The sequence below is a fragment of the Proteus sp. G2618 genome, assembly GCF_009915995.1.
Lineage (GTDB): Bacteria > Pseudomonadota > Gammaproteobacteria > Enterobacterales > Enterobacteriaceae > Proteus > Proteus terrae.
Genome location: NZ_JAABNI010000025.1, coordinates 192,138 through 219,051, shown reverse-complemented (window position 1 = coordinate 219,051; position 26,914 = coordinate 192,138). Strand labels below are relative to the sequence as shown.

Below are 26,914 nucleotides of genomic sequence, written 5' to 3'. Positions count from 1 at the left end.
TATCAAGCTATGTAGTTAACATCCCACCGTTTTTCTAAACTTTCGCGTAATTCGAAAGTAAGCGAGATCACCACATTCTCACCAATGTAGGGGTATCTGGCGATAAAAATAACCTGATTATTATTGGGTAACTCAAAGACTTCAGCTTCACCCAAATGAAGTGACATCACAATTTTCTTTTTAGCAAAGCGGATTGGTTTTCCATAATGAGCATGTAACCACTCTTGTGTCATTAATGGCTGTAACCCGAAAGGAAGTGCATGGGGGAAATGAAATTGCTTTGTTTTTTCATCAAATAGCGTCAGCGTGATTTCACTTAAACCGACACCATAGGGCTCAAAATATAAGTGAAGAGATTCTTTTTTCATCGCCAAACTGCCATTTTTAGGTTTGGACTTATAAGGAATTAAATTTTGATCGTAAACATCTTGATACTTCTTCCCTAATTGGGCAATTAGCCCAGCAATATCTATTGTCATTACTTACATTCCTTAATAAAAAGCTCCTATAAAGGAGCTTTTTAATGAAAATAAGAAATTAACCACGCCCTTTCGGACGATTAAGAATATGATCTTCCCAATCTTCAACTTCAGCTTCTGGCACCGCAATATATCTTACAGAAATATTACCTTGGTGCATTTTTGCTTTATTACCTGCAATAAGTGGATGCCAACTTTGTAACGTTTTGCCTTCTGCTAACAGACGATACGCACATGTCATTGGTAACCACTCAAATGTCGGTAAATTATACCGTGTAAGCTTGATACAATCTGGCTCATAACGGAAACGATCTTCGTAATTACTGCATTGGCAGGTTTTAATATTTAGCTGATTACAAGCGACATTGGTAAAATATATCTCGTCAGTATCATCATCCATTAACTTGTGTAAACAACATTGCCCACACCCGTCACAGAGCGATTCCCACTCATCATCACTCATTTCATCTAATGTTTTAGTCTGCCAAAAAGCCTGTGTCATCTCTACGTTATTACCTTATTGCTCATCTAATACGAATTAAATAACCCGCGTTGTCAGCTGATGTTCATTAACACTTAATACCAACATATCGCCTGATTCTAGAGGGCCAACACCTTCCGGAGTTCCCGTTAAAATCACATCACCAGGACGTAGGGTAAAAAAGCGAGACATATAGCTGATAAGGGGTAAAACAGGGGTTAGCATATCACGACTGTTACCCTGCTGACGAATCTCGTCATTAACACGTAACATTAAATTTGCGTTTTGTGGGTCGCCAAATGAATTGACAGGGATAAATCCAGATAATGGTGCAGAGCCATCGAACGCTTTACTTTTTTCCCATGGTTGCCCTGCTTTTTTCAATTTACCTTGTAAGTCACGTAATGTGAGATCAAGGCCAATACCGAAACCCGCAATTGCGCGATCAACTCTATCTTCATTAGCTTGTTTAAGTGGCTGACCAATCAGTACTGCTAATTCAATTTCGTGGTGAACCGCACCCATATCTTTTGGGATAGCAATAGGTTGGCGAATATCACACATAGCTGTTTCTGGTTTGATAAAAATCACAGGCTCTTCTGAGCGAACGGATCCCATCTCTTTAATGTGATTTGCATAGTTACTACCAACGCAAATCACTTTATTGACAGGAAAATCAAGTAATGCACCTTCCCAATCACGATGTTGATACATAATGTGTTCCTTTTAGGTAGATTGCTGTGTTTTATTTCACTGTAAAAAACGCGATTAACTCGCGTTAGGTAGTGAATTTATTTTATTAGCAACGCCATCAGCCATAGTAACGATGCTGAGAGCAAAAAAGTAAGAGCTGTTCCAATGCATAATCGTACGGAAGTTCTGTGTCACTAAATAGCTTCTGTGCAAATCATCATCAGGAATAATTAACCATGTTGACATAGCATCGTTCAATTGACTATTTGCAGGCAATTGAACACCCAATGCTTTCCATTGAGCGACCGTTTTTTTCTGTTCGGTCTTAATACCTTCAAGCTGTTGGTTAAAATCTACCGCTAAAGTAACCTGTTCTCCCCAAGGAAGTCCACTTTTCCAACCTTCCGTCGCTAAATAGTTAGCTGCCGAAGCAAATGCGTCTTCTTGGGTGTTCCAAATATCAATTTTTCCGTCACCATTGCCATCTGCGGCATAAGTTAGGAAAGAAGATGGCATAAACTGAGTTTGTCCCATAGCTCCTGCCCAAGAGCCTTTGAGACGTTGTCCTTGAGGAATATACCCTTCCTCAATAATCTCCAATGCTGCCATTAGTTGGCGTGTAAAGAGTTCTTCTCGACGACCTTCAAATGCGAGTGTTGCAAGTGCAGAAACAACATCTTCTTTGCCCTGCACTTTACCAAAGCCACTCTCAAGTCCCCATAGCGCAACAATATAGTTTGCAGGCACACCATATCTCTTGCTGATTTGTTCTAGAGTATCTTGATTCTCTTGATAGAGCTTAGCCCCTTGGTTTAAACGGCCGTTAGTGACAATGCGTGGTAAATAAACATCGAGTGTGATTTTCTTTTCCGGCTGATTACGGTCTGATTTAATCACTCGTTCAATAAAATGCGCTTCTGAAAAAGCAAAATCTATTGTTTCTTGTTTATATCCCAACTGAGCAGCTTTCAATTTCAGAGCTTCAACATAAGCAGGAAATTGTGCAGAAATACGAGTTTCTTTAGGAAATGCTTGTTCTAACGATGCAACATCCACTTGTTTCCATCGAGGCGTTTTTTGTGTTTCAACTGCCTTTGCCTCTGGTGCAGTAATTTGTCTTTCAGCCAATTTTTGTTGGCTATTAGTACACGCCGATAACATTAAACCGGAAACAATCACAGCGATGAATGAATATTTGAACATTTATGCTCCTTTTATCTCGATGATTTATTCAGTTTTTTCTGATTTTTTTAATTCATCTAAATAAGCATTTAACATACTTTCGACAGGTGGCGGAACTTGTAAATAAAAACCCTGCTCAACTAATGCTTTTTTGACTTTTTCAATGTCAGCATGCGCTAAACGCTGTCTATCCGCGAGATTAAGCAACATTGAAAACTGTGGTTCGCCAAAACTTTGCAATAATTCGTCCGGAATTCGAGAGAAATCACCCTTTTTTTCGATGTATAAATAAGTTTGATCACGTTTGGTACTACGGTAAATTGCACAAATCATTTTCATTAAACTCTAATTATTAAAATAAGCGACTTGCCTGAATATTTTAGTAAATATAACATGCTTATATACTTTCGTAATATCGTCTCTGGTTTTTTGTGCCAGATTATAAAAAATTTACTGAGTCAGATAGATGTCAAACACGCCCATTGAGTTAAAAGGCAGTAATTTTACCCTTTCAGTACTCCATTTAAACGATGGAACACCGAAAGTTATTCGTCAGGCAATTTCAGAAAAAATTGCACAAGCGCCTCAATTTCTGAAAAATGCACCTGTGGTTATCAATGTCTCTGCTTTAGCAGATGAAAATATTGATTTTAAAAAACTGAGGCGAATTGTAGAAGATGCTGGCTTACGAGTCGTGGGAATTAGTGGTAGTTCAGACGCTCAACAGAAAGAAGCGATAATTGCCGCACAGTTACCTATCTTAAATGAAGGTAAAATAGTTAAGCCGAGCACTCAGGCAAATAACGATAAAACGAATGAAGCACCGACAGCTGTTCGTCAAAAAACAAAAATCATCCATACTCCTGTTCGTTCAGGTCAGCGCATTTATGCTCAAAATAGCGATTTAGTTGTTATTAGTAATGTGAGTGCAGGCGCTGAATTAATTGCTGATGGTAATGTTCATATCTACGGTGTATTGCGTGGACGTGTACTTGCTGGCGCATCGGGTGATAAAGAGAGCCATATTTTTTGTACACATCTGTCTGCTGAGCTTGTTTCTATTGCTGGTCAATATTGGCTAAGCGACCAAATTCCTACAGACTTTGTTGGTAAATCAGTACAACTTAGCCTGCAAGAGAATGAATTAACAATCGAGAACTTAATTTAGAGCATCGACAAGGAATCACTCCATGGCACGCATTATTGTTGTTACGTCAGGTAAAGGTGGGGTTGGTAAAACAACTTCCAGCGCGGCCATTTCTACCGGCCTCGCTCAAAAAGGTCATAAGACGGTTGTTATCGACTTTGATATTGGGTTACGTAATTTAGACCTTATCATGGGTTGTGAACGTAGAGTTGTTTATGATTTTGTTAATGTTATTCAGGGCGATGCATCTTTAAATCAAGCATTGATTAAAGATAAGCGTACAGAAAATCTGTTTATTCTCCCTGCTTCACAAACAAGAGATAAAGACGCTCTCACCCGTGATGGTGTAGAACAAGTATTAGATGAACTCGATGAGATGGGTTTTGATTTTATTATTTGTGACTCTCCTGCGGGTATTGAAAGTGGCGCATTAATGGCCCTTTATTTTGCAGATGAAGCCATTATTACAACAAACCCTGAAGTATCATCAGTACGTGACTCCGACCGTATTTTAGGAATTCTTGCTTCTAAATCACGCCGCGCTGAGCGTGGTCAAGATCCAATTAAAGAACATCTTCTATTAACTCGTTATAATCCTGGCCGCGTTAGCCGTGGTGATATGTTAAGTATGGAAGATGTCCTTGAAATTCTATGCATTCCACTATTGGGTGTTATTCCAGAAGATCAATCTGTTTTACGTTCATCTAACCAAGGTGAACCTGTTATTTTAGATGGCGAATCTGATGCAGGTAAAGCCTATTCAGATACAGTAAATCGTTTGTTAGGTGAAGAACATCCATTCCGTTTTATTGAAGAAGAGAAAAAAGGCTTTCTGAAACGCCTTTTTGGGGGGTAAAAGATGGCTTTACTAGATTTTTTCCTGTCGCGTAAAAAGTCGACAGCTAATATTGCCAAGGAGCGTCTACAAATTATCGTGGCAGAACGTCGCCGTGGTGATAGCGAGCCAGCTTATTTACCTGATATGAAAAGAGATTTATTAGGTGTCATCTGTAAATATGTACAGATTGATCCAGAGATGCTTTCTGTTCAATTTGAACAAAAAGGCGATGATATCTCTGTATTAGAGCTAAATGTGACTTTACCTGAGAGTGAAGAGCCTACAAAGTAAATCATATTTTACGCTTTATCTAAGTCATTATTCACAGAGCCAGCCATAAACTATAATCAATTTGATTGGCTCTGTGTTTAATTATATACATATTGAAAACACCTGAATGCGCAAATAGCGCTATATCTTGTTGCTATTTTAATCATTGGTGATAAGTCACAGGAGAGCGATTATTTTGTCATAATACTTACATTTACCAATAATCTATTTAGTCTATTTCTACCTTCACCTTCTTTAGGTGTTTTTTGTGTGCAAAAAATAAGAGCCTCAAAAGAGACTCCTATTGTTATTCTTTGTTTTGTTTATTTATGGAACTAACAATTCCTTTTTATTTTAAGGAGATTAAATATTAGAAAATAAACAATCAGCAAGACTATGGATATTGCGCCAGAATTTCTGTCACTTTTTCTTCTAATAATGCTTTACGCCAACGTGAAGTTAATTCAGGTTGCCCTTCTTTTATTTTCCAATGAATACTTAATAACTGATTAATCTGTCTTCTTGAAGCTAACAGTTCAGGGTTGTAGCGTTTATCTTCACTAATTTCTTGAATAACCGCTTTAATCGCTTTAAATGCTTTTTTGTAGTTTGGTTGTTCAATTAAATTACCAATAGGCTCTGGGCAATCTTCATCTTTAATTTCTTTAGCTTTAGCAACAAAATCTAATAAACGACGACCATGACAACGAATTTCTTGGCCTGAAAGCGATAATGCATCGAGTTCTGCTAATGAGGATGGAAGGTAACGAGCAACAGACCATAGATGTTCTTCTCTTACAACGAAGTTTAATGCCATATCTCGAGCTTTGGCTTGATTTAAGCGCCACTGAGCAAGCATTTGTAAGCATGCTAATTGTTGGTCTTTTAATTGCCATGCATTGCTAATATCACGATAGACGAGCTCTGGTACAACCGTTTCTTGTCGACGTTCTGCAATCATTTTACATTCATCTGCGATCGCATCCATATAGCCTGCTTCTTCAGCTTCTTCAATTAATTTTTCAGCTAAAGGTAGCAAATAGAAAACATCACCACTGGCATATTGGCACTGTTTTTCAGTTAAAGGGCGCGCTAACCAGTCTGTTCGGGATTCACTTTTATCTAGTGCAATATTTTCATATTTCTCAACTAATGTCGCAAAACCACAAGAGATAGGATGCCCTAAAAATGCAGCCACCACTTGAGTGTCAATCATCGGTGTTGGAACACAACCAAACTGGTGAGAAAAAACTTCGAGATCTTCACTTCCAGCATGGAGAAACTTCATGATGCTCGGGTTAGTTAATAGCTCAACGAAAGGAGCCCAATCCTTAATTGCTAACGGATCAATAAGAGAGATCTGTTTACCGTCATACATCTGGATCAAACCAAGATGAGGATAATAGGTACGTATGCGGACAAACTCTGTATCTAAAGCAATTTTTGAAGCCTCTGAAGCAGCTTTACAGGCGGAATCTAGTGCAGTGTCTGTCGTAATCAATTGATAATTCAAAACAGGTTTCTCTTGTTTTTATGTCTAATGACTTTTTTATGTAATCACAAAAACGCCGGTATAAACCGGCGAAATTGAAAAAGGTTATTGAGTGTTGTATCAAGATTCAGTTGAGGTTTTCAACTCTTTTTCTTCATTTCTTAACTCTCTGCGTAAAATTTTACCAACATTTGATTTTGGTAATTCATCACGAAACTCAATAATTTTAGGGACTTTATAACCTGTTAGGTAACGACGACAGTGCGTTTTTATCTCATCTTCCGTTAATGATGGATCTTTTTTCACAACGAAAACTTTAACTGTTTCACCTGAGTTTTTGCTTGGTACACCAATTGCAGCCGACTCCAAAACCTTAGGATGTGCCGTAACGACTTCTTCGACTTCATTAGGGTATACATTAAAACCCGAAACTAAGATCATATCTTTTTTGCGGTCAATGATACGAATAAAGCCTTCGTCATCCATTGTGGCAATATCACCTGTTGCAACCCAGCCATCATGTAGGACTTCATCAGTTGCATCAGGACGATTCCAATAACCTTTCATTACCTGAGGGCCACGAACCCACATTTCACCGCCTACAGTGCGGTCAACTTCGTTACCTTCATCATCCATAAACTTCACATCCGTTGAAGGTACAGGTAATCCAATACTGCCACTGTATTTTTTCAGATTATAAGGGTTACCGGTGACTAAAGGAGAACATTCCGTCAAGCCATAACCTTCTAATAAATGCTTACCTGTTAACTCTTCCCACTCTTTAGCAACACTACTTTGAACAGGCATACCGCCGCCAACGGAGAGATTCAATTTGGAGAAATCGAGTTGACGAAATTCTGGATTTTGCAACCAAGCATTAAATAAAGTATTTACGCCAGTGATTGCCGTGACAGGGTAACGTCCTAGTTCTTTAATTGTACCTTTCACATCACGAGGGTTAGTGATAAGTAAGTTTTTACCACCAATTTCAATAAAGAGTAGACAATTAACGGTTAAAGCAAAAACGTGATACAGCGGTAATGCAGTGACCACCAGCTCTTTACCAACGTTTAGCGCTGGTACATAAGCTGCTTTCGCTTGCTCAAGGTTCGCTAACATATTGCGATGCGTTAACATTGCACCTTTAGCAATTCCCGTTGTGCCTCCTGTATATTGCAAGAAGGCTAAATCTTCACCTGTAATTTCAGGTTTAATATATTGCATACGATAGCCAAAATGCATTGCTCTACGAAATGAAATGGCATCAGGCAAGTTATATTTAGGCACTAATCGTTTGATATATTTAACAACAAAATCAACGAGTGTTGCTTTAGGACGAGATAATTGATCGCCCATTCGAGTTAAAATAACGTGCTTAATGCTGGTATTAAACACAATTTTTTCGAGCGTATGCGCAAAGTTAGAGACTATTACAATGGCACTTGCACCACTGTCATTTAATTGATGTTCAAGTTCTCTTGGTGTGTAAAGTGGGTTTACGTTTACGACAACCATGCCTGCACGAAGAATACCGAAAAGCGCGATAGGATATTGCAGTAAATTAGGCATCATTAAGGCGACACGATCACCTTTTTTCAATCCTAAGCCATTTTGCAGGTATGCTGCAAAAGCACGGCTACGCTCTTCAAGTTTGCGATAAGTCATGACCTCGCCCATATTGATAAAGGCGGGTTGATCTGCGTAATTTGCGACAGCGTTTTCAAGCATCTCAGCAAGGGATGCGAAACGGTCCGGGTCAATTTCAGCCGGAACATCTGCCGGATAACGTTTAAGCCAGACTTTTTCCAAAGTAGTACTCCTGATTAATCGCACTTCTTGGGTTAATATTATGTTTCATTTTTAACAAAGTATTAACTCATCCTACCAGCACAAACAATTTTCTGTTGTGAAGATGCGAAGTGTGTCACTAAATATTTTATTTTTAGATTAACAAAAAAGAAGGCGGTCAAAACCGCCCTCTCTTTTATTTTTTATTCAACTTTAATAACTCTATTAGATAGTTACCTAATATATTATAGATATCGATTATACACCGTTTTACACAAATGGAGGTGAAATATTATATCGTCATGCGATCTAATACCCACTTTTTATTCTAAAACGGGCACAACCTGACCAGTTCCATATGGATATCCACCATAACCGCCATATCCATGGTGATAACCCCAATATGGGCCATCGCCATAATATCCCCATGTCATAACTGGTGCGGGCATAATGACTTGCTGTGTCAGTGTCCAGCGTTTCATACCTGTCACATCAATACGTAAAAATGGATAACTAGCCTCACCAACTTTGCCAGTTTCAACACCTTTGATAGTACCAACAACGGTTACGTATTGATTTTTATAATCAGAGGGATCTAAGAAATGCATAACATTAGCATAGAGACGCCCAACAGAAGGTTGATGTAATTCGGGCGCAGCATCGTATTGAGAAAGAGGCATAACGGCAATTTCTAGCTGCGTTGATGATTGAAGATTTTTAACATCAATCACACGTCCACCAAAACGCCCTTCTTGACCAATATAAAGTTCAGGCGCAACAAAAACACCATTTAAATTAGTCACTGGCGTTGCTGATGTACCTTTTATTGATTCAGGTATAGAGACGCATCCCGCTAGAAACAAAGCACCAGATAAAAATAGCGCTTTGCTTACCAAACGGTAGTTTAATTGTCTGTTCATAAACCACCTCATTGCAAGTCAATATTAACGTTACTCTATAATAATATTATAGCTTCACTCTTCCGCATCTAATAGATACTTCTAAATCTATTCACGGCCAGGCAGTTTTTTCCATGTCACTTCATTACGTAAATAAACTGGCTCGGCGTCTTCAACTTTCGTTGCTTTACCTTCATGCCAAGCGGTTACAGCGAGAGGTAACATATCTTGTGCAGCAGGAAGCGTAATCTCAGTTTCAACGACAGTAAAAGGCAGTGCCTCTTTTAAATCAGGATAAGCTTGCCATCCTGTACCTGCCATCGCCCATGTTCCTGTTGTTAATTGTAATGCTTCAATAAATTGCTCAGGTTTCATCACAGCTTCAGTGTCTTCGCCTATCCAAATACCTGCATCATTACGCTGATATTGAGCGCAATAAATTTCACCCATACGCGCATCTATTGCCACAAGAACTTGTTTGATGCCCGTTGTTCTAAAGACACCTTCAGCCATTGTGGCAAGTGATGAAATACCAACCATTGGTAACCCTGCACCTAGCGCGATACCTTGCGCAACACCTACACCAATACGAACACCTGTAAAACTTCCGGGACCTCGTCCAAAAGCAAGTGCATCTAATGATTGCAATGTGATGTTTGCTTCTTCTAAGGCGCTTTTCACCATAGGCAAAATCTTTTGTGTATGTTCACGAGGTGAGATTTCAAAACGTGAAGCAACAACGCCTTCATTCCAAACTGCAACTGAACAAGATTCTGTTGCAGTATCAATTGCTAAAATTCGCAGTGACACGCCATAACTCCGGCAAATTCGATAATTAAAAGAGGAAGAATAATATCATAATAGTGTTCAACAGAATAAACACACATTCTGTGCAATCGCTATTATGAATCCGATATTTCTTGTATTTCATTCTGCTGTGCGCGTTGGCTCAAAAATTTCATTGTTTTTTCGAGTGAACGCGTGCGAGGTGATGGAGGCAAACTACTTAAAAAAACTTCACCATAAGCACGAGAAACTAACCTATCATCACAAACTATAATTGCACCATAATCGTGTACATCACGAATTAATCGCCCGACACCTTGTTTTAAACTAATAACAGCATCAGGAATTTGGACGTCTCTAAAAGCATCTCCGCCTCGCAATTCACAATCTTCAATGCGTGCTCTTAATAAAGGATCATCAGGTGCTGTAAATGGTAATTTGTCAATAATCACGCAAGACAACGTATCGCCACGCACGTCAACACCTTCCCAAAAACTTTGGGTCGCAACTAAAAGCGCATTTCCTGATGAAATAAATTTTTGCAGTAATTGCGTCTTACTCATTTCACCTTGCATCAATACAGGTAATGGCAAATTGGCTTTAAACTCTTCAGCAAGTCCACGCATCATTGCATGTGAGGTACAGAGGAAAAAACAGCGACCTTGGTTTTTTAAAATAACTGGCGTTAGCATAGTGGCTAAACGTTTCGCCGTATAAGGCTGATTTAATGGTGGCAGATAACGTGGCACACAGAGTAATGTTTGATGTTGATAATCAAATGGGCTGTTTAGGATCAGGGTTGTCGCATTTTCTAAGCCCAATCTATCTGTGTAATAAGACATCTGCTCATTTACAGAAAGTGTTGCTGAGGTAAATATCCAACTGCTTTTATGCGATTTGATTAATTCGCGAAATTTATCCGCAACAGATAGTGGTGTGATAGCTAATAAGAAATGGCGACCATAACTTTCAAACCAATAACTATAACCCGGAATTGTGGTATCAATCAGGCGTTTTAAGCGATTGCGGTAAACTGTGGCACGTTCAAAAGCACTATCAAGTAATTGGCTTCGCCCTAACGAGAGTTTCATTACGTCATAACTCAGTTCTAAGGCATCATCCAGTAACGTTAGAAAACGTTTTGTTTCACCACCTTGCAATAGCTCACGTAAGTTTCCTCGATAACCTGTCTCCCCTAACGCTAGGCGAAAATCCATCACCATTTGCGTTAATCTATCAGCACTTTTTTGTAACTGAACTTGGTCTCTCACTTCTGTGCGATAAGCAACGGTCATATCTCTGGCGAGATCAAACAACTGTCTACTGGTAAGTTGTTGGCCAAAATAATGGCTAGCAATATCTGGAATTTGATGAGCTTCATCAAAGATCATAATTTCAGCTTCCGGAATTAGCTCACCAAAACCGGTATCTTTAACGACAGTATCCGCCATAAATAAATGGTGATTAACCACCACGACATCCGCATCCATTGCTTTTTTACGTGCGCTTAAAACATAGCACTCTTTATAACGAGGGCAATCACTCCCCAAGCAGTTATCGTTAGTGCTGGTGACTAAAGGCCAAACTCGACTATCTTCAGCAACACTATGACAACGGCTAACGTCACCATCTTCTGTTTGTGTTGACCATTGGCGCACATACATGACGTCAGACAAAACTTCAGCTTCCAGATCACCACCACTGAGCATTTGCTGATCAAGTCGTTCTAAACAGAGATAGTTAGAGCGCCCTTTTAATAACGCCGTATTACCATCATAATTAATCGCTTCAATGATCGTAGGTAAATCTCGACTATATAATTGATCTTGCAAGGCTTTAGAGCCTGTTGAGATAATAGTTTTTTTACCCGAACGCAATGCAGGTACAAGATAGGCATACGTTTTTCCAGTACCTGTACCCGCTTCAGCAATAAGTACACCTTGCTTATCAATAGTTTCCGTTATTGATTTCGCCATTTGTCGTTGAGCTTCACGGGGATGAAATCCTGGAATAGTTCGGGTTAAAATCCCGTTTTCTGCAAAATCGTCTGACACAGGCATACTCTTTTTATAAAATAAGACGTAAATTATGCCAGTGGATAACCAAAAGTACCACCTATGCCGTTAATACAAAGGAGAACTCATAATGACAATTAAACGTATCGACCCTGAAGATCGCTGGTCTGAAGCCGTTATTCATAACGACACCATTTATTACACTGCCGTACCAGAAAACTTATCAGGCGATATTATTGAACAAACAGCAGACACATTAGCGGCAATTGACGTTTTGTTACAACGTGTAGGTTCTGATAAAACTAAAATTCTTGATGCGACAATCTTTTTAGCTGATAAAGCCGATTTTGAAGGTATGAATAAAGCGTGGGATGCATGGGTTGCCAAAGGTAGCGCACCTGTGCGTTGTACTGTGCAAGCACAATTAATGCACCCTGAATATAAAGTTGAAATTAAGATTATTGCGGCAATGTAAAAATATTTAATGAGCACCTTTAAAGGTGCTTATTTTTTAAATTAACTTTATTGGCTAAATCAAGATAGTATTCTGACAAATGCTCATTACCATATACTTCACCAATATGACTCTTACCCATAAATGTTAAGAAAAACTCAAAAGGCCCATAAAATTTTTGAGAAGTAAAATGACGTAATATAAAAATAGTCATTTTTCTTAATGCATCAGGTAAGTGGATGATTTTTATTTTTTTATTTAATGCCATACTTGCAAGTTCAGCAATTTGATTTAATGACAAAATATCAGGTCCACCCACAGAAATTTCTTTCGTATCATGCCCTATCATTTTAATCACAAATTCGGCTAGATCTTTTCCAGAAATAGGATTTATTTGCTGTTCTCCAGAACCAAATAAATAGATTTTTCCTGTAGAAGCCATTTGCAAAAAATCCCCCATATCACTGAAATAGCCATTAGGTCGAATAATACAATAAGGCAATTTAGATTGTTTTAACTTATCAACAAACCGTTCTTTAGCTTCAAAGATCTTTAACTGACGATATTTATCGCCATCAATCGCCGAAATATAAATAAACTGTTTAACTGATGATTTTGTTGATTCATTTAACAAATTTAGATTAGCTTGATAATCAACATCCATATAGGTTAACCCCTCTTTTTGTCGAGTGATCCCTACTGTGGAAATAACACAATCAATATCTTTTGTACTATTTGTTAATTGCTCAGGCTTTGTTATTTGACCAATAAAAATATCATCAACATCAGTAAACAGTGTTGCTTGCGAGCGACTTCTGACTAAAACACGCACCCAATAGCCTTGTGTTTTTAATGCTTGTACAAGAAATCGCCCTAAATAACCTGTTGCACCTGCAACTAATATCCGTTTCATCTTTATTCCTATTTTTTCCATGTTATCAGTAAAAAATAACATCAATAAGAAAATAATAACAATAGTGTTTTTCCATAAAAACTCTGCACATTCACTATTATTAAAGATATAAAGAATATTTTAATTTTACTGCTGTTTTGATCTCAACTTATAACCTTTGAAATGTCAACAGACTATCAGTCTGCAATTTTAGATACCTTTTTCTACTATTTAAATTTATTGTCATTATGTTTTATATCGTAATCGGTTTGTATATAAAATAACTTTTAGGACAATGAAGCAAAAATTAAATTTAATTTATATCGCTCTAAAGAGATTAAACAGTAGATACAAAAAAGCTGAGTTCAGATGAATTCAGCTTTTTTAATATAATTTATTCTTGCTGTGATTATTAAATTTCTATTTTTACCAAAATGGTACTTATTAACTTACTGAGATTTAAGCAAATTTAATCATTACCATACCAACCAGTAATAATATAATTCCACCCCATCCTTTATAATTGAGTCTTTGATTAAATAAAATCCAACCGGCAGCGATAGTTGCAATAATTCCGAATGCTCCCCAAAGTGCATAAGCTACCGAAAGTTCTATCCCTTTAACAGCCATTGCCAGTGCACTAAAAGCACCTAACACACAAAACAGTGATAATATCCCTAATCCCATTCGACTAAAGCCGTTCGACATTTTTAAGAATATATTCGCGACGATCTCGAGCACTACAGCAAGTATTAAAAATGCACCGTGCCACCATTCAAATTGAGCTAACATAATTAAGCCTCCTTAATATTGGCAGGAATTGGCTTATTCGCTCCTTTTACAGCACTGGCAACATGCTTAGCTTTACCGGCAATACTTTTTACCGATTCTGTTGTTTTCTTAGCAACAGCCGATTTTTTAGTACCTGATTTGATAAGCGTGATCCCTGCAATTAACATTGCTAGACCACCTAACTTTAATGGTGATAGTGATTCCCCAAACCATAGAACGCTGAATGTCGTAATAATGACAATTCCAATACCTTCCCACAGTGCATATGCTACACCTAATGCCACTTTCTTAACGGCTATGGCTAAAAAGATATAGGAAGTGGCAATCATTAACCACATCACAATCATACCGGTGTAACCACCGCTGACACTGGCGTACTTCATAGATAAAGTACCGATAACTTCACAAACAATAGCTAATGCTAAAAATATCCAATAAATCATTTTTTCATCTCTCATACACATTAGAAATACGCCAAAACGTTTCTTGCGCAGAAGATAGAGAATATGTAGATAGTCTTTCTGGCGACAATAGTAGCCGAACGTTAAGGCAACGTCGTTTCCTGATAACTCAGGAATTAAGATGAGAGGTTTCTATAATGCGCCACACCAGTAGTGTTCGCTGGATAAAATAGCAGAAAGGAATAACTTATAAGTAGAACGTTTAACTTTGACGCTTTTGGCGCTAGTCATGATTATTTATTCTTTCATCGCACAGACCATCCGCACGATATACTCCGAACCCTCATATAAGATGGTTAAATGTTACATGATATTTCTATCATGCCGAATTATTTAAAGCAATGCCTTTCAGCAAAATATTTTTTTTAATTGATTGGTTTCATTTAAGTTTTAGTTTCTAACCAAAATCAGATTGCATAGTTAATCAGTGGTTTTACTATCCTTCAGTAGTTTTATTCATCTAAATTGTTGTAATTATGCTTAAAGGTATTTAGTTGATAAAAAAACACCCAGCATTGCTGGGTATTTTTTCTTTAGAATGGATAATTAAAATCAATTATTCAATTTCATTCCAAGAACGACCATCACGCGTGATCATTGCAACAGATGCCACTGGTCCCCAAGTGCCTGCTTGATATGGTTTAGGTAGCTCATTATCGCATTCCCATGCATTGATAATTGAATCAACCCATTTCCATGCTTCTTCCACTTCGTCACGACGCACGAATAACGCTTGGATACCGCGCATGGCTTCTAATAATAAACGCTCGTAAGCATCCGCTAAATGCGTTTGATTGAATGTTTCAGAGAAACTCAAGTCCAGCTTGGTTGTTTGTAAACGGTGTTTATGATCGAGTCCCGGCGCTTTATTTAGCACTTCAATATCGATACCTTCATCTGGCTGTAGACGAATAGTCAGCTTATTTTGTGGTAACTCTTGATAAGTCTCACTGAAGATATTCAGCGCAGGCTTTTTAAAATAAACTACAACTTCTGAACATTTACTTGGTAGGCGTTTACCTGTTCTTAGATAGAACGGAACACCTGCCCAACGCCAGTTGTCAATATCAGCGCGGATTGCCACAAATGTTTCTGTATTACTGGTTTTATTCGCACCTTCTTCATCAAGATAACCAGGTACTTTTTTGCCTTGTACAAAACCACCAGTATATTGTCCACGAACCGTTTTTTCGCGAATATTGGTGTTATCAATACGGCGTAATGAACGTAAGACTTTCACTTTTTCTTGGCGAATACTGTCAGCCGTTAAATCAGCGGGGGGTGACATCGCTATCATAGTCAGAATTTGTAATAGATGGTTTTGCACCATATCACGCATTTGACCAGCTTGATCAAAGTATCCCCAACGCCCTTCAATACCCACTTCTTCTGCAACCGTAATTTGGACATGATCAATCGTTTTATTGTCCCAGTTGTTGACAAATAATGAGTTTGCGAAGCGCAGTGCTAATAGGTTTAAAACGGTTTCTTTACCTAAATAGTGGTCAATACGATAAATTTGTGTCTCTTTAAAGTATTTCGCCACACTATCGTTAATAGAAACTGAAGACGCTAAATCTGTCCCTAATGGTTTTTCCATTACGACACGATTAGGCTCTTTATTTAATTTTGCATGCCCTAATCCCTGACACATTGCACTAAAGGTGCTTGGAGGCATAGCAAAGTAATAAATAGCCGGTAATTTATCTTGTTTTAGATGCTTTGATAACTCAATGAAATGGTCGGTTTCATTAACATCAAGATTACAAAAATCTAAGCGATCACTTAAGCGTTGCCAAATTTCAGGATTAATTTCTTCTTTTAAAAAGGTTTTTAACGCTTCATGAGCGACATTTTTATATGCCTCAACATCCCAATCAGCACGACCGACACCAATAATGCGAGAGTCAGGGTGAATATATCCTGCTTTTTCCAATTGATATAATGATGGAATGAGCTTACGGCGTGCTAGATCCCCTTTCGTACCGAAGATAACCAGATCACAGGCCTGAGCAGTCGATATCGCTGCCATAGAACGTCTCCTCATGATGAGATTTTGTAATTTTGTTACAGAATTTTGTATTAATGTACTCTTTTGGATGTATTCAGTAAATACACTTGCACATTTTAGTCTCTAACTTACCACACATATTATAATGCTTCATTTTATGCCTAGTGTTTTATCCTTTCTTGTAACTTTACTACAGTTTTGTTTCTTGTTTTCAGCTTTGAAAGTTAGACACACGTCATACTTTAACGAAAAAAGCCCTGTTTACCGATGGTTTACACTGCAAGCCTTGTTCTTTGCGTAGTATATTTTCATAAAACCGTTATAGATTTCTCCTTTTATTGAAATTGGCAAAGCCAAGGATCTGTATATTTAATGAATATATTGGAAAGGGTTCAGTCTAATCTGGACATCTTGAGTAAATCAGAAAAAAAAGTCGCAGAGGCTGTTTTAACTGCGCCACAAACAGTTATCCATTCAAGTATTGCCTTAATGGCTAAAACGGCTGATGTCAGTGAACCCACTGTTAATCGATTTTGCCGACGTATGGCAACAAAAGGATTTCCTGATTTCAAATTACAATTAGCACAAAGCATTGCCAACGGCACGCCTTATGTAAATCGTAATATTGATGATTCCGATACTGTCTCTTCTTATACCAATAAAATTTTTGAGTCCGCAATGGCAGGACTAGAAAACGTTAAAAATAATATTGATATCGCTGCTATCAATCGTGCAGTTGATATTTTGACACAAGCTAAAAAAATCTCTTTTTTTGGTTTAGGTGCATCAGCCGCTGTTGCTCACGATGCCATGAATAAATTTTCTCGTTTTAATATTCCTGTCACTTATTTTGATGATGTTGTTATGCAACGTATGAGTTGTATAAATAGTAGTGATGGCGATGTAGTTGTTATTATTTCTCATACAGGGCGTACTAAAAATTTAGTTGAAATTGCTAAGATCGCACGCGAAAACGATGCAGCCGTTATTGCCATTACAACTCCGAATTCTCTTTTAGCCTCTGAAGCTACCCTTCCCATCTTGCTTGATGTGCCTGAAGATACTGATATCTACATGCCGATGATCTCCCGCCTTGCACAACTCACTATTATTGATGTTCTTACAACAGGATTTATTTTACGTCGAGGACCAAAATTCAGAGATAACTTGAAGCGCGTCAAAGAAGCTTTACGTGATTCACGGTTTGATAAGTAACCGTTTTTAATTATTCTGTTAGTATTGTCACACTTACGATTGTGCCCCTGACTAGATAAGTTTTTGAAAAATGGTAGCATATCTGCGAGCTAACTCTGCAAATTATGAAAACTGTAGTGTATGTTGCAATTAGCTTGAAGCGTTTCAATTAACATATTGGATAAAACACAGTCTGATTTCTGTTTTATCCAATTGCCAACACCTTTCGTTCAAGGTCAACGGAGTAATACATGTCCAGACGGCTCAGAAGAACAAAAATTGTTACCACCTTAGGCCCAGCAACAGATCGTGATAATAACTTAGAAAAAATTATTATTGCTGGCGCAAATGTTGTTCGATTAAATTTCTCTCATGGTTCTGCGGAAGATCATCTTGCTCGCGCTAATCGTACGCGTGAAATTGCCGCAAGATTAGGTCGCCATGTTGCTATTCTCGGGGATTTACAAGGCCCTAAAATCCGTGTATCTACCTTTAAAGACGGAAAAGTTTTCCTGAATGTCGGTGATAAATTCTTACTTGATGCAGCGCTTGAAAAAGGCGAAGGCAACCAAAATCAAGTAGGTATCGATTATAAAAGCTTACCTGCCGACGTGGTTCCAGGCGATATTTTACTTCTTGATGATGGTCGAGTTCAGTTAAAAGTCCTCAAAGTTGAGGGTTTAAAAGTCTTTACTGAAGTGACGGTTGGTGGTCCTTTATCTAACAATAAAGGCATTAATAAGCTTGGTGGAGGCCTCTCTGCTGATGCATTAACAGAAAAAGATAAGCAAGATATTATCACTGCGGCAAAAATCGGTGTTGATTACCTTGCCGTTTCATTCCCAAGAACAGGTGAAGATCTTAACCTTGCTCGCCGTTTAGCCCGTGATGCAGGCTGTGAATGCCAAATCGTTTCTAAAGTAGAACGTGCTGAAGCAGTTGCTAATGATGAAATCATTGATGAAATTATTCTTGCTTCTGATGTGGTGATGGTTGCTCGTGGCGATTTAGGTGTTGAAATTGGTGATCCTGAGTTGGTGGGTGTACAGAAAAAATTAATTCGTCGTGCTCGTCAGCTTAATCGTGTCGTTATCACTGCTACTCAAATGATGGAGTCAATGATAACAAATCCAATGCCAACTCGTGCTGAAGTAATGGACGTTGCTAACGCCGTATTAGATGGCACTGATGCTGTTATGCTTTCAGCAGAAACCGCAGCAGGACAATATCCAGCAGAAACGGTCGCTTCAATGGCGCAGGTCTGCTTAGGTGCCGAAAAAATGCCAGCCGCCAATGTTTCTAAGCACCGTTTAGATATGGTTTTTGATACAGTGGAAGAAGCTATTGCGATGTCTACAATGTATGCAGCTAACCACATGAAAGGCGTTAATGCGATTATTGCGATGACTGAATCCGGTCGTACTGCACGCATGATGTCTCGTATCAGTACAGGTTTACCGATTTTCTCAATGTCTCGTCATGAGAAAACATTGAATCAAACCGCACTTTATCGTGGCGTAACGCCTGTTTATTGCAGTACTCACACTGATGGTATTGCAGCTGCTAATGAGGCTATTGGTCGTTTACGTGATAAAGGTTTCTTGGTTTCTGGTGATTTAGTGTTAGTCACTCAAGGTGACCAAATGGGCACTGTGGGTAGCACCAATACATGCCGTATTCTGACGGTTGAATAATACAGAATCCTAAACCTTAATAACAAAACGGGCACTTTATTAAGTGCCCGTTTTATTTTTAATTTACTTCTTTTTCGTGCAAGGACTAATCCAAAATATTCTCACGAGCGTAAGGCTCTATTTCGCCCTCTTTACGTGTCTTCAATAATTTTAAGATCCACGTATATTGCTCTGGTGTTGGTGTCACTAGTGCTTCTAACTCTTCATTCATTCTACGCGCAATGTACGCATCATCTTTATCTTCAATATCATCCATTGGTTCACGAACAATAATACTAAGCTGATGTGTTTTATGACAATACACTGGGAACAACGGCACAATAGCCGCTCGGCATACTTTCATTAACCGTCCAATCGCGGGTAATGTCGCTTTATAAGTACCGAAAAAATCCACAAATTGACTATGCTCTGCACCATGATCTTGATCTGGCAGATAATAGCCCCAGTAACCTTGTCGCACAGAAGAAATAAAAGGCTTAATACCTGCTTCGCGTGAATGTAATCGACCATCAAAATGATGACGTGCTTTATTCCATAAATAATCAGCAACGGGATCTTTTTGATGATGGAACATCGCAGCCATTTTCTGACCTGTTGATGCTAACAGCATTGCAGGAATATCAACCGCCCATCCATGAGGCACCATAAAAATGACATTACGACCTTGCTCTTTAAAACGCTCAATAATTTCTAGTCCCTGCCAAGATGTGCGCTTTAATATACGCTCAGGGCCTCTTAAACAAAGCTCTGCTAACATCACAAAGGATTGAGGCGCAGTTTCAAACATATTATCAAGAACTGTTTCACGTTGTGTTTTATTCCATGTTGGAAAACAGTATCTCAAGTTGATATCTGCACGACGTCTTGCGCTTTTCGCTTTACGTCCAACAAAGCGACCAATAGAAGCAAGAAATGGATCACGCCATTTTACTGGCATATAAGCTAATGCACTTAATACACCTGCACCTAACCATGTTCCCCAATGACGAGGATGCAAATATGCACGGTGAAAAGTAGGTACATAACCCGCTTTGCTATCTGTATCTTTTTCTTTATTCATCAGATAACTCTCTGAACTGATACCCCAAAGAGGCGTAAAAAACATTAAAACAAAAGCGGATGATATCAACCATCCGCTTTTATGTCTTTAAAATCATATTTATTGTCAATCAGCTAGCACTAATTGCGGCTTAATCTCTTTTACTTTAGCAAGATATTCTTGTTTATCTTTGCCTGTTAAACCATCAGCACGAGGTAATGTGGCTGTTAGTGGATTAACTGCTTGTTGGTTTATCCACAACTCATAGTGCAAATGAGGCCCCGTAGAACGTCCTGTATTGCCTGACAACGCAATTCTATCTCCACGCTTAACACGTTGCCCAGGTTTTACAAGTAACTGGCGTAAGTGCATATAACGTGTTGTGTATTGGCTACCATGGCGAATAGCAATAAAGTTACCTGCGGCACCGCTGTATTTAGCCACAATAACTTCGCCATCCCCTGTTGCTAATACCGGTGTACCTACTGGCATAGCAAAGTCGACACCTTTATGAGCAGCTAAACGACCTGTAACAGGATTAATACGACGAGGGTTAAATTGGGAGGAAACTCTAAACTGTTTCACTGTTGGGAATCGCATAAATCCACGTTCTAATCCACCAGCTTGGCTATCATAAAAACGACCATCTTCAGCAAGGAAAGCGTAGTAGTCTTTACCAGCGCTGCGTAAACGTACACCAATAAGTTCACTTTGTTCTGTACGACCATCAAGCACTTCTCGAGAGAAGAGTGCTGCAAATTGATCGCCACTTTGTAGTTTTTTAAAGTCTACTTGCCATTGCAATGCTTTAGTCACTGCACGTGCTTCTGAATTAGTTAAACCTGCATTCGTTGCACTAACAGAGAAACTTCCACGAATAACACCAGTGGTGACACTGTTTTTCCACTCACCTTTTTGAAACTCTTTAGTCTCTTTAAAGCCCGTTTCTGTACGGGTATAAATACGAGTTTCACGGCGAGAAACACCCCAACTTAACTCTTTTAGCAACCCATTATCATCAAGCTCCCAACTAATAGATTGCCCAATTTTAAGATTTCTAAGGTCTTTATTTTGATTAGAGATAGTTGCGATATCAGCAGAATCAATACCAAACTGAGTCAATATTGAACTTAATGAATCACCACTAGAGACAATATAAGTATGAGGGACTTGTGCAACTGCAGTACTTGTATCTGTACCATCTTCCGCACCAACTAAGCCTTCATCGGTAAGTTGATCACTACTATCAGTGATAATGTCATCCGTATTTTCACCTTGATTGGCAAGTGGCATTTGGATACTGACAGGAACTTCTCGGGTTTGCTCATTTTGAAGAACCACTGGCCGCCAAATTGCGACGGCCAGTGTTGCTGCAGTTAACGAACCGAGCATGATCTTATGTGGGAGTGGTAAACTTAAATATACCTGTGCAATGGATTTCTTCTGCTGCACGTTCTTAATTCCTTATTGTGTTTCATTCAGGCAGCTCTCATATTGGTTAGCTAGTTGGGTAAGGAATTTTATATAGCTCTCTTGAGTCAGAGCAATCCCACTTCCTAGGGGGTCTAATACACCCATTTTAACCCCAGTGCCTTTCGCCACTGTTTCTATTACTGTCGGCCTAAATTGTGGCTCAGCAAAAATGCAAGTTGCTTTTTGCTCAACCAACTGTGTTCGTATTTGATGTAATTTCTGCGCACCCGGCTGTATTTCAGGGTTGATCGTAAAATGACCTAACGGCTTTAAATTATAATGTTTTTCGAAGTAGCCATAAGCATCATGAAAGACAAAATAACCCTTATTTTTCACAGGCGACAGAATATTAACAAGATTCTTATCAGTTTGCTTGAGTTGTTCGCTGAATTTACCTAGGTTTACGTCCAGAAGTTCTTTTTTATCTGGATACAGTGCAATTAACCTTTCGTGGATCTGTTTTGCAGACGACAACGCAATCTCTGGTGATAACCAGATGTGCATATTATAATCACCGTGAGAATGATGTTCGTGATTTTCCTCATGTTTATGCACATTGTCATCATCATCTTTCAATAAAAGTGACTTTATTTCGTCAGTTTCCGCTAAAGCCAACTTATGATTGTCAGTAAGTCTGTTTAATGGCTTATCTAAAAACACTTCCATATCAGGCCCTACCCATACCATCAGGTCTGCGGAGGTGATTTTTTTCAAATCAGAGGGTTTTAATGCATAATCGTGTGGAGATGCCCCATCTGGTAATAAAACGTCCGTTGGTGTTACTCCATCAGCGATGGCAGCAGCAATAAATCCTAATGGCCTAATAGAAACGACGACATCAGCCTTCACTGAAGCACTGAATGAACTTATCATCGCTGTCGCTAAAAATGATTTCAATAAAAAACGGTGCGCAAATTTGTTGTTTTTATGTAACATAGGAAGAATTCTCGTGAATCATCATTGGAAATGTTATATTATAACGTTTCAATGATTCTGCAAGTGCTAATTTTATGTCTGACTTCATTTGTTTAAAATCGGTTTGTGTTTCTTTTGGTGAAAGAGAAATTTTAAAAGATATCTCTTTTGATCTAAAAGCAGGCCGTATTCTTACTTTACTTGGCCCTAATGGTGCGGGTAAATCTACGGTTATCCGTTTAGTTCTTGGTTTATTAAATCCAACCTCAGGAAAAGTTGAGCGTCAAAATGCGCTACGAGTGGGCTATGTGCCACAAAAACTTTATCTCGATCCTACAATGCCACTCACCGTTAAACGGTTTATGACACTAAAACCAGGTGTTCATGATAAAGATATTCTCCCAGCTTTAGAACGAGTTAATGCGGCGAAATTAATCGATCAGCCTATGCAGAAACTTTCTGGTGGTGAGTCTCAACGTGTCTTGTTAGCAAGAGCATTGCTTAATCAACCCCAACTTTTAGTTTTAGACGAACCCACTCAAGGTGTTGATGTTAATGGTCAATTAGCACTTTATGATTTGATTAATCAGCTTCGTCACGAATTAGGTTGCGCCATCTTAATGGTTTCTCATGATCTTCATCTTGTGATGGCAAAAACAGATGAAGTCCTCTGTTTAAATGGTCATATTTGCTGTTCAGGCACACCTGACGTTGTTTCTTCTCATCCTGAATTTATTGCCATGTTTGGAAGTCGTGGTGCTGAGCAACTTGGTATTTATCGTCATCATCACCAGCATAGTAAGGAGTGTCGTCATGATTGAGTTGCTGTTACCGGGTTGGATTGCCGGTATGCTCTTAGCAATGGCGGCAGGCCCTTTGGGTTCTTTTGTCGTTTGGCGTCGTATGTCTTATTTTGGTGATACCTTAGCGCACGCTTCACTACTTGGTGTTGCATTTGGTTTGCTGTTTAATATCGAGCCTTTTTACGCTGTTATTGCAGTCACCCTTCTTCTCGCTATTCTATTGGTTTGGTTAGAATTAAAACCTCAACTCTCTGTCGATACGCTTTTAGGGATCATGGCGCACAGTGCACTTTCTTTAGGGCTAGTGGTCGTCAGTTTAATGTCGAATGTGCGTGTTGATTTAATGGCTTATCTGTTTGGTGATTTGCTGTCAGTAAACTATCAAGACGTTATCAGTATTTTTATTGGTGTTGTAATTGTTTTATTTGTCATTATTCGCTCATGGCGCCCACTGCTCTCCATGACTATCAATCAAGATATGGCATTTGTTGATGGTGTGAATATTCAGCGAGAACGTTTAAAACTAATGATGATCACCGCGTTAACTATTGGTTTAGCCATGAAATTTGTAGGTGCGCTGATCATTACCTCTTTACTGATCATTCCTGCGGCAACAGCACGTCGTTTTGCTCGTTCTCCAGAACAAATGGCTCTGATTGCGATCGCTGTTGGTATGTTGGCAATTACGGGCGGTTTAACATTCTCTGCTTTCTATGACACCCCTGCTGGCCCTTCTGTTGTTTTAGCCGCAAGTTGCCTATTTATCTTGAGTTTATTTGCACCCACTAAACAGTAATTATTTCCCACACATTAGATAAACAAAACCCCAACAACGCGATGTTCTTGGGGTTTGTTTTTATCTTTTATAAGTGAATATCTGAAAATTAATTTTTCTACTTTTTGCTTAATTCAGTTTCGTCTATGGGAGCATAAATTAGCACATGAACATCCGCTAAAGGTTCCATTGCGCTTTTAATTTTTTCATACACCACAGACCATTCTAGGCCACCTAAACCCGCCCCTAAAGGTGGGATGGCAATAGATTTAATATTGCGCTGTTTAATTTCATCAACCAGTGCAATTAATCCAGCTTCAATATCTTCAATACAACTTGCATTTCGCCAGTGTCGTTTTGTTGGGAAATTGACAATAAAACGAGGATAAGTCGTTTTTTGTATCTCATAAATAAACATCACACCAGGTGTCAGTTCTTTATTTTTGCACGCTAAAGCATAAGCTTTAAAATTATCAGGCCATGCTTTTTTAAACTGTAAGGCGATACCACGCCCCATTACACCAACACAATTAACGGCATTTACAATCGCCTCGGTGTTTGCATGTAAAAGATTACCTTGAGTCAGTTCTATCATTTAAATCACCTTCAGCCTCATACTGATATAAATATTAAGGCTCTTCTACAATACGATTAAAATGACGATAGGCGTGATTAGTCGCAACTCGACCTCTTGGTGTGCGTTGAATAAAACCTTGCTGAATTAAATAAGGTTCTAATACGTCTTCTATAGTTTCTCGTTCTTCACCAATAGCTGCCGCAAGGTTATCTAATCCTACTGGGCCACCCATAAATTTATCGATGATGGCAAAAAGGAGCTTACGATCTAAATAGTCAAAACCTGCCGCATCCACATTCAACATATCAAGCGCTTTAGAAGCAATCTCTTCATCAATGGCACCATTGCCCTTTACTTGAGCAAAGTCTCTCACACGGCGCAATAATCGATTAGTAATACGAGGGGTGCCTCGTGAACGCATAGCAATTTGACGAGCACCTTCGTCTGTCATTTCTAATCCCATAAAACTGGCACTACGAGAGACAATATGCTGAAGATCGTCAACATTATAAAACTCAAGACGTTGAACAATACCAAAACGGTCACGCAATGGAGACGTTAAAGAGCCCGCTCTGGTAGTTGCCCCCACTAAGGTAAATGGAGGTAAATCAATTTTAATTGAACGAGCAGCCGGTCCTTCACCAATCATGATATCGAGTTGATAATCTTCCATTGCAGGGTAAAGGATCTCTTCAACAACAGGTGAAAGACGATGGATTTCATCAATAAACAGCACGTCATGAGGTTCAAGGTTAGTTAGCATAGCCGCTAAATCACCCGCTTTTTCAAGTACTGGGCCTGATGTCGTGCGTAGATTAACGCCCATTTCATTAGCAATAATATTTGCTAATGTGGTTTTACCTAATCCGGGAGGTCCAAAAATAAGCAAATGATCGAGTGCATCATGACGCAATTTAGCCGCCTGAATAAAAATCTCCATTTGTTCTCGAACTTGCGGTTGCCCAACATATTCGGCAAGAGATTTAGGGCGAATAGCCCTATCAATAATTTCTTCTTCAGGTTGTTGAATTTCTGCTGAAATCAGGCGATCTGCTTCAATCACAATGTGTTACTCCTAAATAGCCGCACGCAACGCTTCTTTAATAAGCGTTTCGCTATCTGTACCCAGTTTTGCCACTTTACTGATCATTTTTGCAGCTTCTTGTGGTTTATAGCCTAATGCGATTAATGCAGCAGAGGCTTCAGCTTCAATATCAGCTGCTTTTGGCGCTTTAGGTGAAGTGCTTTCTGGTAGCTCGATATCACTATTTTCGAATAAATCACCATTAAGACCTTTAAAGCGATCTTTCATTTCAACCACTAAACGCTCAGCGGTTTTCTTACCTACGCCCGGTAATTTCACTAATGAAGTGATAGATTCATTTTCGATAGCAGTCACAAATTGGCGAGCAGACATACCAGATAGAATGGCTAAAGCGAGTTTAGGCCCCACTCCATTTACTTTAATTAATTCACGAAAGAGTGCACGCTCTTGTTTTTGGTTAAAACCATAAAGTAATTGTGCATCTTCACGTACAATAAATTGCGTGTAGATAATGGCTTCTTGACCAATATCAGGCAATTCATAAAAACAGGTCATTGGCATATTGATTTCATAACCTACACCATTACCTGCCTCGATCAGCACCACTGGTGGCTGTTTTTCAAGAATAATTCCTCTGATACGACCTATCACCCTAACGCCTCCGCAAAAATAATTACGTCAAGTTTATAACATAAAAAAAGCTGGACGTATATCCAGCT

At 38.8% G+C, this 26,914-nt stretch carries 28 protein-coding genes; 8 read left to right on the top strand and 20 right to left on the bottom strand.

Annotated features, from left to right (window positions below; genetic code table 11):
* Window positions 1-2 precede the first annotated feature (2 nt).
* From GWJ01_RS15920 to GWJ01_RS15900, 5 genes are read right to left on the bottom strand one after another with little or no spacing between them, the layout of a single operon-like run.
* A complete protein-coding gene (locus GWJ01_RS15920) occupies window positions 3-479 on the bottom strand; it encodes a DUF6392 family protein (RefSeq protein ID WP_109402351.1) in 477 nt (158 codons plus the stop codon).
* A 58-nt stretch (window positions 480-537) separates the two neighbouring features.
* The gene (locus GWJ01_RS15915) at window positions 538-981 is read right to left on the bottom strand and encodes a YcgN family cysteine cluster protein (RefSeq protein ID WP_109393824.1); all 444 of its coding nucleotides are present in this window, start codon (window positions 979-981) and stop codon (window positions 538-540) included.
* 36 nt (window positions 982-1,017) lie between these two features.
* Window positions 1,018-1,674, bottom strand: coding sequence for a fumarylacetoacetate hydrolase family protein (locus GWJ01_RS15910; RefSeq protein WP_109402352.1), 657 nt, complete (start codon window positions 1,672-1,674; stop codon window positions 1,018-1,020).
* A gap of 54 nt (window positions 1,675-1,728) precedes the next feature.
* Entirely contained in the window at window positions 1,729-2,856 is a 1,128-nt protein-coding gene (locus GWJ01_RS15905; protein ID WP_109393826.1) for a lytic murein transglycosylase, read from the bottom strand.
* Window positions 2,857-2,880: 24 nt separating this feature from the next.
* Window positions 2,881-3,168 (bottom strand): YcgL domain-containing protein, encoded by a 288-nt coding sequence (locus tag GWJ01_RS15900; RefSeq protein WP_109402368.1) that lies wholly within the window; start codon window positions 3,166-3,168, stop codon window positions 2,881-2,883.
* A gap of 133 nt (window positions 3,169-3,301) precedes the next feature.
* Between GWJ01_RS15900 and minC the strand changes: the two genes are divergently transcribed.
* The 3 genes from minC to minE are packed head-to-tail and all read left to right on the top strand — an operon-like array spanning window position 3,302 to window position 5,111.
* Window positions 3,302-4,003 (top strand): septum site-determining protein MinC, encoded by a 702-nt coding sequence (gene minC, locus GWJ01_RS15895; RefSeq protein WP_109393827.1) that lies wholly within the window; start codon window positions 3,302-3,304, stop codon window positions 4,001-4,003.
* Between the two features lie 22 nt (window positions 4,004-4,025).
* The gene (minD, locus tag GWJ01_RS15890) at window positions 4,026-4,838 is read left to right on the top strand and encodes a septum site-determining protein MinD (RefSeq protein WP_099660358.1); all 813 of its coding nucleotides are present in this window, start codon (window positions 4,026-4,028) and stop codon (window positions 4,836-4,838) included.
* Window positions 4,839-4,841: 3 nt separating this feature from the next.
* The gene (minE, locus tag GWJ01_RS15885) at window positions 4,842-5,111 is read left to right on the top strand and encodes a cell division topological specificity factor MinE (protein WP_023582089.1); all 270 of its coding nucleotides are present in this window, start codon (window positions 4,842-4,844) and stop codon (window positions 5,109-5,111) included.
* Between the two features lie 373 nt (window positions 5,112-5,484).
* Here the strand turns inward: minE and rnd are convergent, their stop codons facing one another.
* From rnd to GWJ01_RS15860, 5 genes are all read right to left on the bottom strand, one after another.
* A complete protein-coding gene (rnd, locus tag GWJ01_RS15880; protein WP_109402353.1) occupies window positions 5,485-6,603 on the bottom strand; it encodes a ribonuclease D in 1,119 nt (372 codons plus the stop codon).
* 99 nt (window positions 6,604-6,702) lie between these two features.
* Window positions 6,703-8,391 carry a long-chain-fatty-acid--CoA ligase FadD gene (fadD, locus tag GWJ01_RS15875; RefSeq protein ID WP_109393829.1) on the bottom strand — a complete coding sequence of 563 codons (1,689 nt, stop codon included), beginning with the start codon at window positions 8,389-8,391 and terminating at the stop codon, window positions 6,703-6,705.
* Between the two features lie 302 nt (window positions 8,392-8,693).
* Window positions 8,694-9,290, bottom strand: a complete 597-nt coding sequence (locus tag GWJ01_RS15870; RefSeq protein ID WP_109393830.1) for a Slp family lipoprotein — start codon at window positions 9,288-9,290, stop codon at window positions 8,694-8,696.
* 87 nt (window positions 9,291-9,377) lie between these two features.
* The gene (gene tsaB / locus GWJ01_RS15865) at window positions 9,378-10,079 is read right to left on the bottom strand and encodes a tRNA (adenosine(37)-N6)-threonylcarbamoyltransferase complex dimerization subunit type 1 TsaB (protein ID WP_109393831.1); all 702 of its coding nucleotides are present in this window, start codon (window positions 10,077-10,079) and stop codon (window positions 9,378-9,380) included.
* Between the two features lie 92 nt (window positions 10,080-10,171).
* On the bottom strand, window positions 10,172-12,115 hold the full coding sequence (locus GWJ01_RS15860) for an ATP-dependent DNA helicase (protein WP_109402354.1): 1,944 nt from the start codon (window positions 12,113-12,115) through the stop codon (window positions 10,172-10,174).
* An 85-nt stretch (window positions 12,116-12,200) separates the two neighbouring features.
* Here GWJ01_RS15860 and GWJ01_RS15855 point away from each other — a divergent pair, with 85 nt between their 5' ends.
* Window positions 12,201-12,545 carry a RidA family protein gene (locus GWJ01_RS15855; protein ID WP_098942664.1) on the top strand — a complete coding sequence of 115 codons (345 nt, stop codon included), beginning with the start codon at window positions 12,201-12,203 and terminating at the stop codon, window positions 12,543-12,545.
* A gap of 19 nt (window positions 12,546-12,564) precedes the next feature.
* Here the strand turns inward: GWJ01_RS15855 and GWJ01_RS15850 are convergent, their stop codons facing one another.
* The 4 genes from GWJ01_RS15850 to zwf all read right to left on the bottom strand — a co-directional run bounded on the left by GWJ01_RS15850 (window position 12,565) and on the right by zwf (window position 16,701).
* A complete protein-coding gene (locus GWJ01_RS15850; RefSeq protein WP_227003166.1) occupies window positions 12,565-13,437 on the bottom strand; it encodes an SDR family oxidoreductase in 873 nt (290 codons plus the stop codon).
* Window positions 13,438-13,875: 438 nt separating this feature from the next.
* Window positions 13,876-14,208 (bottom strand): multidrug/spermidine efflux SMR transporter subunit MdtI, encoded by a 333-nt coding sequence (gene mdtI / locus GWJ01_RS15845; protein WP_023582084.1) that lies wholly within the window; start codon window positions 14,206-14,208, stop codon window positions 13,876-13,878.
* Between the two features lie 2 nt (window positions 14,209-14,210).
* On the bottom strand, window positions 14,211-14,651 hold the full coding sequence (gene mdtJ, locus GWJ01_RS15840) for a multidrug/spermidine efflux SMR transporter subunit MdtJ (protein WP_075671146.1): 441 nt from the start codon (window positions 14,649-14,651) through the stop codon (window positions 14,211-14,213).
* 574 nt (window positions 14,652-15,225) lie between these two features.
* Window positions 15,226-16,701 carry a glucose-6-phosphate dehydrogenase gene (gene zwf / locus GWJ01_RS15835; RefSeq protein ID WP_088495462.1) on the bottom strand — a complete coding sequence of 492 codons (1,476 nt, stop codon included), beginning with the start codon at window positions 16,699-16,701 and terminating at the stop codon, window positions 15,226-15,228.
* Window positions 16,702-17,052: 351 nt separating this feature from the next.
* Here zwf and GWJ01_RS15830 point away from each other — a divergent pair, with 351 nt between their 5' ends.
* A complete protein-coding gene (locus GWJ01_RS15830; protein WP_109393833.1) occupies window positions 17,053-17,895 on the top strand; it encodes a MurR/RpiR family transcriptional regulator in 843 nt (280 codons plus the stop codon).
* 230 nt (window positions 17,896-18,125) lie between these two features.
* Window positions 18,126-19,568, top strand: a complete 1,443-nt coding sequence (gene pyk, locus GWJ01_RS15825) for a pyruvate kinase (RefSeq protein WP_161711285.1) — start codon at window positions 18,126-18,128, stop codon at window positions 19,566-19,568.
* Between the two features lie 85 nt (window positions 19,569-19,653).
* Here the strand turns inward: pyk and lpxM are convergent, their stop codons facing one another.
* The 3 genes from lpxM to znuA form a co-directional block, all read right to left on the bottom strand.
* On the bottom strand, window positions 19,654-20,628 hold the full coding sequence (lpxM, locus tag GWJ01_RS15820) for a lauroyl-Kdo(2)-lipid IV(A) myristoyltransferase (RefSeq protein ID WP_109393834.1): 975 nt from the start codon (window positions 20,626-20,628) through the stop codon (window positions 19,654-19,656).
* Window positions 20,629-20,733: 105 nt separating this feature from the next.
* Entirely contained in the window at window positions 20,734-22,059 is a 1,326-nt protein-coding gene (gene mepM, locus GWJ01_RS15815) for a murein DD-endopeptidase MepM (RefSeq protein ID WP_099660353.1), read from the bottom strand.
* A 12-nt stretch (window positions 22,060-22,071) separates the two neighbouring features.
* On the bottom strand, window positions 22,072-23,016 hold the full coding sequence (gene znuA / locus GWJ01_RS15810) for a zinc ABC transporter substrate-binding protein ZnuA (protein ID WP_161711284.1): 945 nt from the start codon (window positions 23,014-23,016) through the stop codon (window positions 22,072-22,074).
* 74 nt (window positions 23,017-23,090) lie between these two features.
* On the opposite strand from znuA, the gene znuC reads away from it, so the two are divergent.
* Both znuC and znuB read left to right on the top strand, forming a co-directional pair.
* Window positions 23,091-23,816, top strand: a complete 726-nt coding sequence (gene znuC, locus GWJ01_RS15805) for a zinc ABC transporter ATP-binding protein ZnuC (protein ID WP_161711283.1) — start codon at window positions 23,091-23,093, stop codon at window positions 23,814-23,816.
* Complete coding sequence (gene znuB, locus GWJ01_RS15800) at window positions 23,809-24,594, top strand: zinc ABC transporter permease subunit ZnuB (RefSeq protein ID WP_075671069.1); 786 nt, start codon at window positions 23,809-23,811, stop codon at window positions 24,592-24,594. Before znuC ends, znuB begins: the two co-directional genes overlap by 8 nt.
* Window positions 24,595-24,691: 97 nt before the next feature.
* On the opposite strand, the gene GWJ01_RS15795 is transcribed toward znuB, so the two are convergent.
* Genes GWJ01_RS15795 through ruvA form a run of 3 tightly spaced genes read right to left on the bottom strand, consistent with a single transcriptional unit; the run spans window position 24,692 to window position 26,846 of the window.
* The gene (locus tag GWJ01_RS15795) at window positions 24,692-25,168 is read right to left on the bottom strand and encodes a macro domain-containing protein (RefSeq protein WP_161711282.1); all 477 of its coding nucleotides are present in this window, start codon (window positions 25,166-25,168) and stop codon (window positions 24,692-24,694) included.
* Between the two features lie 34 nt (window positions 25,169-25,202).
* Window positions 25,203-26,213, bottom strand: coding sequence for a Holliday junction branch migration DNA helicase RuvB (gene ruvB, locus GWJ01_RS15790; RefSeq protein WP_109393837.1), 1,011 nt, complete (start codon window positions 26,211-26,213; stop codon window positions 25,203-25,205).
* Window positions 26,214-26,225: 12 nt separating this feature from the next.
* A complete protein-coding gene (ruvA, locus tag GWJ01_RS15785) occupies window positions 26,226-26,846 on the bottom strand; it encodes a Holliday junction branch migration protein RuvA (RefSeq protein ID WP_075671063.1) in 621 nt (206 codons plus the stop codon).
* Between the last annotated feature and the right edge of the window lie 68 nt (window positions 26,847-26,914).

What these genes read in the sequence shown, in the direction of transcription:
- GWJ01_RS15900 (WP_109402368.1), bottom strand. Translation starts at nt 3,168, where the DNA reads ATGATTTGTGCAATTTACCGTAGTACCAAACGTGATCAAACTTATTTA.
- GWJ01_RS15855 (WP_098942664.1), top strand. Translation starts at nt 12,201, where the DNA reads ATGACAATTAAACGTATCGACCCTGAAGATCGCTGGTCTGAAGCCGTT.
- znuA (WP_161711284.1), bottom strand. Translation starts at nt 23,016, where the DNA reads ATGTTACATAAAAACAACAAATTTGCGCACCGTTTTTTATTGAAATCA.
- znuC (WP_161711283.1), top strand. Translation starts at nt 23,091, where the DNA reads ATGTCTGACTTCATTTGTTTAAAATCGGTTTGTGTTTCTTTTGGTGAA.
- mdtI (WP_023582084.1), bottom strand. Translation starts at nt 14,208, where the DNA reads ATGTTAGCTCAATTTGAATGGTGGCACGGTGCATTTTTAATACTTGCT.
- minE (WP_023582089.1), top strand. Translation starts at nt 4,842, where the DNA reads ATGGCTTTACTAGATTTTTTCCTGTCGCGTAAAAAGTCGACAGCTAAT.
- zwf (WP_088495462.1), bottom strand. Translation starts at nt 16,701, where the DNA reads ATGGCAGCGATATCGACTGCTCAGGCCTGTGATCTGGTTATCTTCGGT.
- mdtJ (WP_075671146.1), bottom strand. Translation starts at nt 14,651, where the DNA reads ATGATTTATTGGATATTTTTAGCATTAGCTATTGTTTGTGAAGTTATC.
- GWJ01_RS15860 (WP_109402354.1), bottom strand. Translation starts at nt 12,115, where the DNA reads ATGCCTGTGTCAGACGATTTTGCAGAAAACGGGATTTTAACCCGAACT.
- minD (WP_099660358.1), top strand. Translation starts at nt 4,026, where the DNA reads ATGGCACGCATTATTGTTGTTACGTCAGGTAAAGGTGGGGTTGGTAAA.
- lpxM (WP_109393834.1), bottom strand. Translation starts at nt 20,628, where the DNA reads ATGAATAAAGAAAAAGATACAGATAGCAAAGCGGGTTATGTACCTACT.
- znuB (WP_075671069.1), top strand. Translation starts at nt 23,809, where the DNA reads ATGATTGAGTTGCTGTTACCGGGTTGGATTGCCGGTATGCTCTTAGCA.
- GWJ01_RS15920 (WP_109402351.1), bottom strand. Translation starts at nt 479, where the DNA reads ATGACAATAGATATTGCTGGGCTAATTGCCCAATTAGGGAAGAAGTAT.
- GWJ01_RS15850 (WP_227003166.1), bottom strand. Translation starts at nt 13,437, where the DNA reads ATGAAACGGATATTAGTTGCAGGTGCAACAGGTTATTTAGGGCGATTT.
- GWJ01_RS15830 (WP_109393833.1), top strand. Translation starts at nt 17,053, where the DNA reads ATGAATATATTGGAAAGGGTTCAGTCTAATCTGGACATCTTGAGTAAA.
- GWJ01_RS15870 (WP_109393830.1), bottom strand. Translation starts at nt 9,290, where the DNA reads ATGAACAGACAATTAAACTACCGTTTGGTAAGCAAAGCGCTATTTTTA.
- GWJ01_RS15905 (WP_109393826.1), bottom strand. Translation starts at nt 2,856, where the DNA reads ATGTTCAAATATTCATTCATCGCTGTGATTGTTTCCGGTTTAATGTTA.
- pyk (WP_161711285.1), top strand. Translation starts at nt 18,126, where the DNA reads ATGTCCAGACGGCTCAGAAGAACAAAAATTGTTACCACCTTAGGCCCA.
- GWJ01_RS15915 (WP_109393824.1), bottom strand. Translation starts at nt 981, where the DNA reads ATGACACAGGCTTTTTGGCAGACTAAAACATTAGATGAAATGAGTGAT.
- GWJ01_RS15910 (WP_109402352.1), bottom strand. Translation starts at nt 1,674, where the DNA reads ATGTATCAACATCGTGATTGGGAAGGTGCATTACTTGATTTTCCTGTC.
- GWJ01_RS15795 (WP_161711282.1), bottom strand. Translation starts at nt 25,168, where the DNA reads ATGATAGAACTGACTCAAGGTAATCTTTTACATGCAAACACCGAGGCG.
- minC (WP_109393827.1), top strand. Translation starts at nt 3,302, where the DNA reads ATGTCAAACACGCCCATTGAGTTAAAAGGCAGTAATTTTACCCTTTCA.